The sequence below is a fragment of the Arcobacter venerupis genome, assembly GCF_013201665.1.
Lineage (GTDB): Bacteria > Campylobacterota > Campylobacteria > Campylobacterales > Arcobacteraceae > Aliarcobacter > Aliarcobacter venerupis.
Map to the genome: position 1 here is coordinate 2,871,258 of NZ_CP053840.1, position 12,547 is coordinate 2,883,804.

Genomic DNA, 12,547 nt, shown 5'->3' on the forward strand with positions numbered 1-12,547 from the left:
CATATATAATTGGGTGGATTTATGAAAGATTTTAGATATAAAAATTATAAAAAAATACTTTTTGAGGAGAAATTGAGTGGACCACTTAAATTTTGTCCTTATTGCAGGGTAATTTTTAATAGTACAAAATACTATGAATATACAAATGATAATAAATATAAATGTTTATCTTGCGATAAGGAAGATATCTCTCACGATACTTACGCTAGTCAACAAAGAAATGGACAAAATTATAAAATAAATAATAGAAATGATAAAAAGGAAATTAACGCTTTTATTTTGAAAGAAATATTGAAGTTAATTAATGAAGGTTTTAGTCAAGAACAAATTTATGAAATAACTCACTTTTCAAGAATTAGAATTGCTAAAATTGTAAATAGAGATAAGACAGAAAAAGGAATACCTCATTCTAAAAAAACTTTTTTTAATAATTATTTGAAAATAGATTTAGCATTGATAGAAAAAGTTTGTAAAAATGAATTTCTGAAAGATGAGGAGAAAAAACTATTGATTACTGCATCATTGAAATTCGGTTGTAGTTTTGATTTTATAGCAAAAGTTTTTCATCTAAGCAAACGAGAAATCAGCACTTACAAAAAGAAATTATCAGATGATGATTTGAAAGAATTAATTAGAAATAAAAAACAATATCAAATACAATATATTGATAATCCTTCTTCAATTGGTTATAACATAAGCATAAAAAATTTAATAGTAAAATAGTAATAATTGAACCCGTACCCGCCCGTGAATTTTTATGGGCGGGTACGGGTGATATTTTTATAAAATTACTCAAAAAAACTTAGCAAAATCATAAATTAAGACATTTTTTAGTCAGAGGGAAAAACCAAAATCATGAATATAGCCTATTTCTCGAATCCCTTGATATATACCTCGCCGGATAAGGAATTTGGCTGGATTATTCTCCATCTAGATTTATTTCAATAATAAAATTCGAGAAAGTTCCAAAACCTACAGTTTGTGGAACTTATTTTTAAAACTTAGATATTTTTAAATTCTAAGTATGAATTATTGTAGCCGGATCATAAAAAGCACATCATAAACTTAAAATTTATTTAAGAAATATCTACAAAAATACTTTATTTAAGGTGTTTATAGACATTTTGATATACAATATTTTGGGCATATTATTTGTTGATTTTTAGGATGTTTTATATAGAATATGTATTCAATAAGTAGTTCAATCATGTTATAAAAAAGTTAAATAATTAAAAATTGTAATTTAGAAAGAGCCGTTTATAGCTTTAATGCAAAAATACAATCGTATAAAATTATCAAGGGATACAATGCAACATCATGCAAATACATTAAAAGCATTATCAGATATTACAGATGCAGGATTGTTTGAAAGGTTAGCTACTGCTGTATTGAGAGAATCTAATCCACTGTATGAATCATTAATCCATACGGGAACAAATACAAGTGGACAAACCGTAAAAAGTCCTATTGATGGAATAACATTTGTAAGTGGAGCCAATCCTCCTCATATGATTTGTGTTCACCATACAACGGGAGATAGAGATGAGTTAGAAAAAAAATTGTTAAAAGACTCTTCAAAAATAAAGTCTAAAAAAAATATTATATACCCTGATGGAGATATTTTAAAAACGATTAAACTTCATAAAGAAGAAAGACTTAAACAACCTACATTAAAAACTACTTTAATTTTGACTTTTACTTCTGAGCCATCTCAAGAAGTTATAAGAAAATCAGAAGAAATTGTAATAGCTGAGGAAATTGTAATTGATTTTTGGTCTGCTTCTAGGATTGCACATTTTCTTGATACAAAACCAAATGGACAATATATTAGAAAACAATATCTGCATATAACCCAAGAGAGAATATCTTCCAAACTTTTATTAGAGTTATCTAAAAAAAGTATTGCTAATTTTATTATATATAATCAAGATAGCTGGATAGAAAGAGATTTGGATAAGCAGTTGAAAGTTCTTGAAAAATCAGGCTTGACAATACTTTCAGGGGAATCAGGAAATGGAAAGAGTGTAGCTTGCTATAAATATCTTACTCAACATATTCAAGATGGTGGTTATGGGTTTATTTTAACAGATGAAGTTTTAGTTCAATCTCAAACCCTTGAAGAAGCTATTCGTAAAACACTTTTAAATTTGCATCCGTCCTTGACAAATGATTGTGGATACGATGTCTTAGAAATGACTACAACAGATAAGCCTATTGTTTTAGTTCTTGAAGATATTAATACCTCTGGAAAAGCTAAGTTACTTCTTGAAAAAATCATCTCATGGAATGAACAACAAAAGAATAATAGTTTTTTCTTATGGGAAATACTTTGTCCTGTTTATCCAAAATTTGTTGGAGAACTTGATGAAAATATAGTTAAAAAGATAAACAGTCATGTTATCAGATGTTTAGAATTTTCAAAAAAAGAGGGTATTCAGGCTGTAGAAAAAAAACATGAATTATTATCTAGAAAAATTACTCCACTTGAAGCAGAAAATAGATCTTTAACTTTAGGTAATGACCCTTTATTAATTGCTTTATATGATATAAATGAAAATTTAACATCCTCAGAGATTATTCGAGAATTTATTAATAGCAAAGTTATGAATCTTGCTCAAACACATATTGAATTTATGAGTTCAGATTATTTAAACTCTCTTTTAAGTTTGATATTTAAACTGCTTTCAAATTATATTGTTCAGCCTAAATGGTCAGATATTGGGATAGTTAATCTTTCTAACGAAGAGAAAACTATGTTAAGACACTTAGCTCATCAAGGAGATATTTTTAGACTTAGTGGGACTATGGAAGAGCAAATTATTATTTTTAGACATGACCGTGTTTATAATTGGTTGGCTTCAAAAGCAATAGCTAAATTTATAAGCACAATAGAGTTAGATAACAGTTTTCTCAAAGAACCATATCTCGCTGAAATTATAGGATTATCACTAAATGAAAATACTATAACAGATAAAATAATTGAATTTATAAAATTACATAATCCATTGGCTCTTTTTTATTCTTTACAAAAGTTTTCAATTGCAAATACAGATATAGAAAAAACAATTTTATCAGCCATATTGAATTGGTCAAGTAATGAGAAGATTCATAGTAGGTCAAATAAAAATTTAAGATTTGAATGTATTCATTGTCTTTCTGAAACAGACTCACCTCATGCATTAGCAATATTACAGTATTTTAAAAATGATAATTACAGTTATGATAAAGCAGGATTTAGGAATGGAGACTTTGATAAAGGAATTACGCTTTGTCAACTTACACATCCTGGAGTGAGCTATATAGCTCATGAGCAATTAATGGAGTATATGATTACAAAGTATAGAGATGAATTAGTTGCTTTTGTTATAGAAAGATTGAATTCAAATCTCTCATCAAGTTTTGTTTTTGCCTCTTCTGAGCGTATTGGTATATTACGAATGTGTGGTTATTTAGCAGATGATAAATTATTTGATGTATTAAAAAAGTCTTGGGAATATGAAAATAATAAATCTGAGTTATTAGGTGATTACTTTTGGGCTTGTTCTCATTGTTGTGGGGATAATGCCTCTGTCTTACTTGAACCTATTTTTGATATGTGGGCATCCCTTTCTGATAAAGAAGAAACTGAAGGGTTCGGAACACCTAGAAATAGCTTTGCCGCGCATGAGATTCATTGGGCTTTAAAAAAATATGTCCCTAAAAAAGCTATTGATTATTTTATAGAGCAGACAAAAAGAGAAGAATTAACATGGCCTATCACATATATGCTACATGGTATAGACCATCCCAATGTAGTGAATTATATAGCTCATTATTTTGCACAAAAAGAAGAAGAACTTGAAGATACAGGCTATTCTAATCATTTTCTTTCTAGTTCTAGCGATGTTTGGAAAAGGAACAATAAAGCCATGTCTGAATCTTCCAAAGCTGAATTATATAAATTATGGTCAAATATAAATTCAAGTAAGTATATAAGGCTACAATCATTTAAGCTTTGGTCTGCAACATATTTAGAATATGACAAGGAACTGTTAATTGATTTCCAACATGATACGGTTTTATATGATGCTATTTTACGACAAAGAATAGAGCAAAAAGATATTACAGCTATTCCCTTATTTATAGAAAAAATTAGAGACAGTAAAAACAGTGGTTATTGGTGGCAATTTGCTAGAGACTTTTGGACTTCCGATTTAAGTAAATTATTAGATGAAGAATTAGACAAGAAATCATATGATGAAATAATGGATATAGAAGATTATAGTGTATCAATGATATCAGAATTAATTAATAAAATGAATATAAATGAAGCTGAACTCATTCTATTGAAACATTGGGATAAAATTAAAAAGAGTCCAAGTTTTATTCAAACATCCTTATATATAGCATCTGATAAACTTATTAAATTAGTAGCTGAGACAATAAATAGTTCGTCTTCTCCAGATACTTTTTTTATTCATATTAGTTCTCATTATGGTATCATGAACAAAAACCATAAAGGTATTACAAATATTAGACAGTTAGAAGTTTTAATACCATATTTAGGATATATAAGTGAGATGGAGTTGTTTTTTATTGCCGACCTGTGCAATAAAAAAGGCTACTTTGAATTTAGAAAAAAATATTTAGATATTTATTTAAAAGATGAAAAATATAAGAATACTCAATATTCATCAGAAAAAGAAATTATTACATCACTTAATAAAAAGCTTAACGAAACACATTTTTGGCATTTAGAACATTGGGTTGATATGGTTTTAAACACAGGAATATCAAAAGCTGAACTTATGAATATTGTTTTTAAGTGGATTAAATCACAAAATAATATTGACTTAAAAATGATTAATATTGCACTTGTGATATTAATCCACATAGGAAGTTGGAATCATTATTCTGAGTTATTGAAGGTGCGGGAAGGTATCAAAGATAAATATATAGAAGAGTTTGAAAATGCTTTATTTTTGATTCAACGACGAGAATTAAATTTTAGAGTCAAGTAATAACTTGATACTTTAAATAACAGCAGATACACACTCCGCAAGTAAGTTGCTAAACCTCTTACTTTTGGAACACGAAGTACTCATATTAGTTTTCCCTGTTCCACAAAGTGTTCCAAAAGTAAGAAATGACAAAACTCCACAACCTTTAAGAAAATTTGGAACAAAAAAAAGTATATAAATTTACCCTGACTAAATCCGGTCAAAACTGGGTCAAATTAGTGAAAAAAAAAGAGTTAAATGAATATTTTATAAAAAAGTTAAGTTGTATTCTAACTCGCGGTTATAATAATTATTGCATTAAATTAAGAAAATTAACATGACAAATTCCGGTCAAAACTAGGTCTGAAAGTTAAAAAAAAGTTGTATTTGAAATTGATTGAGATTGAAAAGTGGAGGAGGTAGTCGGACTCGAACCAACGCATGTCGGATTTGCAATCCGAGGCATTACCAGCTTTGCTATACCTCCAACAGAAATGTATAGACTAAAAGTGAAAATCATTTAAAATTTAAAAAGTTAGATGATTTTTTGAATAATGGCAGAGGGCAAGGGATTCGAACCCTCGGAGGCTTTCACCTCGCCGGTTTTCAAAACCGGTACGATAGACCAACTCTGTCAACCCTCTACATTATAATGGTGCGAATGATCGGAATCGAACCGATACTCCGAAACCGGAATTGGATTTTAAGTCCAACGCGTCTACCTGTTCCGCCACACTCGCACACTTCGTAAGTCAATTTAAAGTATGTTCTACTTAAATTGGACTGGAATTATAATAGGTTTTTATTTATTTGTCAAGATGTTTTTAAAAAAATTTTGAAATTCTAATAAAATTATATATTTAATAAAAATTGAACTGCAAAAAATGTATAATCTAGCCATATAATTTATGCATATTTAAAGGATTAAAATTGAGAAGTGATGAAGTAAAAAAAGGGTTTGATAGAACACCACATAGATCATTATTAAGAGCTACTGGGCTTAAAGATGAAGATTTTGATAAACCATTTATTGGTGTTGCGAACTCTTTTATTGAGTTGATTCCTGGACACTTTTTCTTAGATAAAGTATCTGCCATAATAAAAGAAGAGATAAGAGCAAATGGTTGTGTTCCATTTGAATTTAATACTATTGGTGTTGATGATGGAATTGCAATGGGACATGATGGGATGTTATTTTCACTTCCTTCAAGGGAATTAATTGCAAACTCTATTGAAACAGTAATGAATGCACATAAACTTGATGCAATGATCGCTATTCCTAACTGTGATAAAATTGTTCCTGGTATGATTATGGGAGCTTTAAGGGTTAATGTTCCAACTATTTTTGTTTCAGGTGGACCAATGGAAAAAGGTTACACAAAAGATGGAACTCCAATTGACTTAGCAACTGCATTTGAAGCTGTTGGAAAACATGAAGCTGGACAAATGAGTGATGAAGAGTTAAAAGATATTGAATGTAATGCATGTCCAAGTGGTGGTTCATGTTCTGGAATGTTTACAGCAAACTCTATGAATACACTTATGGAAGCTATGGGAATTGCACTTCCTGGAAATGGAACTATCTTAGCCCTAACACCTGAAAGAGAAGTTTTATATAGACAAGCTGCTAGAAGAATTTGTGAAATTGCATTAGATGCTCAAGCAAGAGAAAAATATAAATTAACAAATATTTTAAATGAAAATGCAGTTAGAAATGCTTTTGCTGTTGATATGGCAATGGGTGGAAGTTCAAACACTGTTTTACACATGTTAGCAATTGCAAAAGAAGCGAAAGTTAATTTTAACCTTGAAGATATTAATAAAATTTCTAAAAGAGTTTCTCATATTGCAAAAATTTCTCCATCTTTATCAACTGTTCACATGGAAGATATTAATAAAGCGGGTGGTGTAAATGCTGTTATGAAAGAGATGACAAAAAGAGGTGATGATATTTTAGCTGATAACCTTACAATCTCAGGAGAAAGTGTATTAGAAAAAATCAAAGATTCTTACATCAAAGATACAAATATTATTCACACTATTGATAATCCATATTCACAAGTTGGTGGATTAGCGATTCTTTACGGAAATCTTGCAGAGCAAGGTGCTGTTATTAAAACTGCTGGAATTACAGGTTCAAGAGTATTTACTGGAACTGCTGTTTGTTTTGATGGACAACCTGAAGCTGTTAAAGGAATCATAAGTGGTAAAGTAAAAGCTGGTGATGTTGTAGTTATTAGATACGAAGGTCCAAAAGGTGGTCCTGGAATGCAAGAGATGCTTGCTCCTACTTCATTAATCATGGGAATGGGACTTGGAGATAAAGTGGCACTTATAACTGATGGAAGATTCTCAGGTGCAACAAGAGGAGCTTCAATTGGTCACGTTTCTCCAGAAGCTGCTGAGGGTGGAATGATTGGATTATTAAAAGATGGTGATGAAATTCATATTGATGTTGACCAATATATTTTATCTGTAAATTTAACTGATGAAGAAATAGCAAGTAGAAAAGCTAACTTTGTTCCTCTTAAAAAACCTCTTAACTCTTCTTGGTTAGGACAATATAGAGCACTTGTTACAAATGCAAGTAGCGGAGCTGTTTTAAAAACTGATTTATAATAAAGGCTAACTAAGGTAATTGCCTTAGTTAGGGCATTAACCAAGCATTAACCTTTGATTGAAAAATAGTTTACACTTATACTCCATAATGTCACTATAAAAAATAAAAAGAGGATATACAAGTGAAGAAAAAACTTCTAATCATTTCAACATTAATTGCAACTCAATTGTTCGCAAAAACAATTGACTTTGAAATAATGGACTCAAATCCTACAAGAACATCTCCAAATTCAACAAATGAAATTTTATCTTTTAATAATAGTATTAAAAATTCTGTTCATTCAATTGTTAATATTTCTGCAAAAAGACATGTGAATGACAGTATAGATAATCTTCCTTTGCAAATGTTTAATGATCCATTTTTCAAAAGATTTTTCGGTGATCAATTTGGGAACCAATTTAAACAAAATAGAATTCAAAGATCTTTAGGTTCAGGTGTAGTAATCTCAAAAGATGGCTACATTGTAACTAATAATCATGTTATTGAAAATGCAGAAGAAATTACTGTAACTATTGGCGATGAAACAACAGAATATAATGGAAAACTTGTTGGTCGTGATGCTGATAGTGATATAGCTGTTATAAAAATCGACTCGAAAACACCTCTTTTACCTATAAAAATTGCAGATTCTAACTCTTTATTAGTTGGGGATGTTATTTTTGCTATAGGGAATCCCTTTGGAATAGGAAGTACTGTTACTCAAGGTATTATTTCAGCTTTAAATAAAAATAAAGTAGGAATAAACAGATACGAAAATTATATTCAAACGGATGCTTCTATAAATCCTGGAAATTCTGGTGGTGCTTTAGTTGATTCAAGAGGTGCATTAATTGGTATAAATACTGCCATTATCACAAAAAGTGGTGGAAATAATGGAATTGGTTTTGCCATTCCAGTTGCTATGGTAAAAGATGTTGTTGAAAAATTAGTTGCTGATGGTAAAGTAACAAGAGGTTATTTAGGTGTTGCAATTGCTGATTTAGATAATGACTCTTTAAAAGTTTACAAACGACAAGAAGGTGCATTAGTTTTAGATATTTCAGCAGATACTCCAGCTGCTAAAGGTGGATTAAAAAGAGGTGACTTAATTTATGCAATAAATGGTAGATTAGTTAAAGATAAAACTTCTTTACAAAATACAATTGCATCTTTTAAGCCAGATGAAAAAGTAAAAATCCAAGCAGAAAGAGATGGAAAAGATATTGATTTAAATATTGTTTTAGGTGATAGAACAACATCATTAGATGCAACTACTCCAACAGCACAAGTAAATAATAATATTTTTCTTGGAGGATTAAAATTAAGTATAATTGATGCTGAAACTCAAAAACAATTTAGATTATCAGCTGACACAAGTGGAATATTAATTACAGATGTTGAAGTAAAATCTAAAGCTGAAAAAGCAGGTTTTCAAGCAGGAGATATTATTGTTCAAATAGAAGATATTGAGATAAAAAACTTTGCAAATGTTGAATCAGCATTGAAGAAATATCCAAATAAATACAAAAGAGTGTATATAAATAGATATGGCCAAACTATTTTATTTATCATTCAATAAAAAGGATAACAAATTATTAAAGTACTAATGATAGAAGATGATATTGAACTAGCTCAAATCATCACCGATTACCTAAAATCGTTTGACATAGAAGTTACGAACACTGATAGTCCATATAATGGACTATCAATGCTTAGTGTACATAAGGATTATCAACTTATTATATTAGATTTAACTCTTCCTGAAATTGATGGACTAGAATTAATCCCAAAAATTAGAGAAAAATCTGATATTCCAATTATTATTAGCTCAGCTCGTGATGACATTTTGGATAAAGTTATGGGATTAGAACGAGGCGCTGATGATTATCTTCCAAAACCTTATAACCCAAGAGAACTTCAAGCTAGAATTAAAACTATTCTAAAAAGAGTTGATACAAACAATGAGCCTAAAAAGCCTGAACATAATTCACTTTTTGAAGTGAGAGAAGATGATATGCAAATATTATTTCAAAATACAGCATTAACATTAACACTCGCAGAATATGATATTTTGAAATTATTAGTTCAAAGAAATCATGGAGTTGTTGCAAGGGAAGATTTTATTTATGCTAGTGATAATATTGAAGATGATTCATCTTTAAAAAATATTGATGTAATAATTTCAAGAATTAGAACAAAATTAGCAAAAATCGATGAAAACAACTCTCATATAAAATCAGTAAGAGGTATTGGATATCAGTTAATATGATAAAAAATATCTCTATTTCTACTTTTGTAAATATTATATTTTCATTAGCTTTTCTCTCTATTTTTATAACATTTGCAATGTTTCTAAATTATGACCAACAAAAGCACGAAGTATCTTTGCAAAATAGATATGAGTTAATCGCTGAAAACTTTTTAAGTACTTTCCAAAATCAACCAACTGCTGAATCCCTTATAACTCTTTTTAAAAAATTTAAAGTAAAACCCATTGAAGAAAGAGAACGAAAATTAGAGATTATAAAAAATGCTCAAGAGCTAACAATAACACAGAATTATTTAGGAACTTATAGAGTTTATAAATATGATGATAACTATTTCATTTACGTGCAACAACATGGCTATAATCTGATGCTAAAAGATGCCGATGCTCATAATTATAGTATTGCTTTTATAATTGCTGGATTTATAATATCAATTTTAACTTTTTTGATTTTATATGAAATTTTAAAAAGAAAATTAAAACCTCTTAAACTTTTAAATAAACAACTCATTGAGTTTTCAAATGGAAATAAAGATATTAAACTAAACTACACAAGTAGTGATGAAGTAGGAACTATTGCAAAAAGCTTTAATGAAGCTATAAGTATCATAAATAATCAATCAAAATCAAAAGATTTATTTATGAGAAATATGATGCATGAGTTAAAAACTCCAATAACAAAAGCAATGTTTATAGCTGAAACACTAGAGAGTGAAAAAACACGAGAAACTCTTCAAAGAGCTTTTAAAAGAATGGATGATATTATAAAAGAGTTAGCAACGGTAGAAAAACTAACATCAAAAAATACAATGATTTATAAAGAGAAAAAGTCTTTTTCAAGCATATTTAATAGAACTGTGGAAATTATGATGGTAAATCATGACCATATAGTTGTTGAATTTACTGATTTTGATTTTGATGTTGATAACTCTATGATGCCAATTGCTTTAAAAAATCTTATTGATAATGCAGTAAAATTTTCTCCTAATAAAAAAGCTATCATAAAAGCGAATGAAGAAAAAATTGAAATAATCTCTTTAGGTGAACAACTAAAACATGAACTTTCATATTACACAGAAGCTTTCTCTCAAGAAGAAAAAAGAAGTGATGGTTTCGGATTGGGACTTTATATTGTAAAAACAATTGTAAATTTACATGGATTTAAACTTGAATATAAATATGAGAGTGGAAGAAATTATTTTATCATCAATATGAAAAGCTCAACTAAAAGTATAAAAGAATCTAAAGAGAATTTAATTACAACAAAAGCGCTCAATTAAATTGAGCGCTTTTTTTTCTTAAGACTCTTTAGGTCTTACATCTTTCATAACTTCAAACCAATTTCTATTAAAATTCTTTTTAATATATTTAGCCCTATGGGGCACGATACAGCCTGAACAATTTTGGTGAATATAATCTTCACCAATATATTGACTTCCATCACGTGATTTGATATTACAAACAGAAAAAAGAGTTTTTCCATCAGGTGTTTTTTCAAATCCTTCCATTTTAAATCTGAAATTTGGACAAGCACATAAATAACAGTTCAAATCTTCCATATCATGGCATTTTTTATTGTCTTTATATAATGGGCAAAAATCTGGCTCATTTTTTACCATATTCTCAAATTTAAAATATTCTATTACCTCATCAACTGATTTGTCAGTTAATTTTTTCATTACATTTGCATGAAGATTACCCTGTTGGATAAACCACTCTTCATAAGTCATCATAAAACTCCTAAAATTAATACAATTATTATAAAAATATCTAAGGCGTATTTAAAACTTACAGCTTTTAAAACATCACTATTTTCGATATTTTCTTTTCCATCTCCAAAAAAAGGTTTATTTTTTATTTTTCCAAAATATGAAGTAGGACCGCCAAGTTTAACATTTAAAGCCAATGCAAAAGCTGATATTGGAAGTCCTGCATTAAAACTTTCATGTTTTTTTCCATATTTATAAAACTCTAAAAATGCCTTTTTAGAAAAAAATAGAAGTGATATTATTAAAGCTGTAATTCGTGAGGGAATATAATTTGCCACATCATCAAGTCGGGCACTAAACTTTCCAAACTTCTCATACTTATCATTTCTATATCCAACCATAGAATCAAGAGTGTTAATCGCTTTATATAAATAAGCTCCAACAAGGCCAAAACATAAAAGATAAAAAAGTGGGGCAATTACTCCATCACTTAGATTTTCTGCATAGGTTTCAATACTAGCTTTGTTTATATCACTATTTGAAAGAGTCGAAGTATCACGACTAACTAACATAGAGATTTTATATCTTTTGTCTTCAATGTTCTCATTTGATATTACATCTTTTACAGCATCATAAAGCATTTTTGAAGATAGTGTAAAAGAAGCCAATAATCCTTGAATAAAAACATTATCAATCAAGGCAAAAATAGAGACAATAATATAAACCACAAAAAGCAAAGAAAGAGTTAAAAAAAATCCTCTAAGAATTGAGTCTTTATAAAACCTCTTTTCAAACCAAGAGATATAATCTCCCATAAAAATTATTGGATGTTTAAAATATTTGAATTTTTGGAATTCAGAAAAAATCATATCTATAATATATGCTATCAAAGCTACTTCAAAAAACATGAACTGACAATTTCCCTATCTTTAAATTTTTAATTAGTGATATAATTAATTTAACGCAATAGTAACATTAGTTTATTAAAAGGAGT

Annotated in this window: 8 protein-coding genes and 3 tRNA genes; 6 read left to right on the plus strand and 5 right to left on the minus strand. The window is 28.9% G+C overall.

All coding sequences use genetic code 11. From position 1 onward, the window contains the following. Nucleotides 1–21: 21 nt before the first annotated feature. Complete coding sequence (locus AVENP_RS14275) at nt 22–723, plus strand: hypothetical protein (RefSeq protein WP_128360049.1); 702 nt, start codon at nt 22–24, stop codon at nt 721–723. A gap of 584 nt (nt 724–1,307) precedes the next feature. Beyond that, complete coding sequence (locus tag AVENP_RS14280) at nt 1,308–5,000, plus strand: hypothetical protein (RefSeq protein WP_153802248.1); 3,693 nt, start codon at nt 1,308–1,310, stop codon at nt 4,998–5,000. A gap of 390 nt (nt 5,001–5,390) precedes the next feature. Here AVENP_RS14280 and AVENP_RS14285 read toward each other — a convergent pair. The 3 genes from AVENP_RS14285 to AVENP_RS14295 all read right to left on the minus strand — a co-directional run bounded on the left by AVENP_RS14285 (nt 5,391) and on the right by AVENP_RS14295 (nt 5,719). Further along, a tRNA-Cys gene (locus tag AVENP_RS14285) sits at nt 5,391–5,466 on the minus strand. A gap of 68 nt (nt 5,467–5,534) precedes the next feature. Continuing rightward, nucleotides 5,535–5,623, minus strand: a tRNA-Ser gene (locus AVENP_RS14290). 9 nt (nt 5,624–5,632) lie between these two features. Beyond that, nucleotides 5,633–5,719, minus strand: a tRNA-Leu gene (locus AVENP_RS14295). Between the two features lie 190 nt (nt 5,720–5,909). Between AVENP_RS14295 and ilvD the strand changes: the two genes are divergently transcribed. The 4 genes from ilvD (at nt 5,910) to AVENP_RS14315 (ending at nt 11,124) form a co-directional block, all read left to right on the plus strand. Beyond that, entirely contained in the window at nt 5,910–7,598 is a 1,689-nt protein-coding gene (gene ilvD, locus AVENP_RS14300) for a dihydroxy-acid dehydratase (RefSeq protein ID WP_128360051.1), read from the plus strand. Between the two features lie 122 nt (nt 7,599–7,720). Beyond that, nucleotides 7,721–9,157 (plus strand): Do family serine endopeptidase, encoded by a 1,437-nt coding sequence (locus tag AVENP_RS14305; protein ID WP_128360052.1) that lies wholly within the window; start codon nt 7,721–7,723, stop codon nt 9,155–9,157. A gap of 12 nt (nt 9,158–9,169) precedes the next feature. Next, nucleotides 9,170–9,847, plus strand: coding sequence for a response regulator transcription factor (locus tag AVENP_RS14310; protein WP_216836543.1), 678 nt, complete (start codon nt 9,170–9,172; stop codon nt 9,845–9,847). After that, the gene (locus AVENP_RS14315; protein WP_128360054.1) at nt 9,844–11,124 is read left to right on the plus strand and encodes an ArsS family sensor histidine kinase; all 1,281 of its coding nucleotides are present in this window, start codon (nt 9,844–9,846) and stop codon (nt 11,122–11,124) included. The genes AVENP_RS14310 and AVENP_RS14315 overlap by 4 nt, the downstream gene beginning before the upstream one ends. An 18-nt stretch (nt 11,125–11,142) precedes the next feature. Here the strand turns inward: AVENP_RS14315 and AVENP_RS14320 are convergent, their stop codons facing one another. Further along, a complete protein-coding gene (locus tag AVENP_RS14320) occupies nt 11,143–11,574 on the minus strand; it encodes a hypothetical protein (RefSeq protein ID WP_128360080.1) in 432 nt (143 codons plus the stop codon). Continuing rightward, nucleotides 11,574–12,461 carry an adenosylcobinamide-phosphate synthase CbiB gene (gene cbiB / locus AVENP_RS14325; RefSeq protein ID WP_128360055.1) on the minus strand — a complete coding sequence of 296 codons (888 nt, stop codon included), beginning with the start codon at nt 12,459–12,461 and terminating at the stop codon, nt 11,574–11,576. Before cbiB ends, AVENP_RS14320 begins: the two co-directional genes overlap by 1 nt. Between the last annotated feature and the right edge of the window lie 86 nt (nt 12,462–12,547).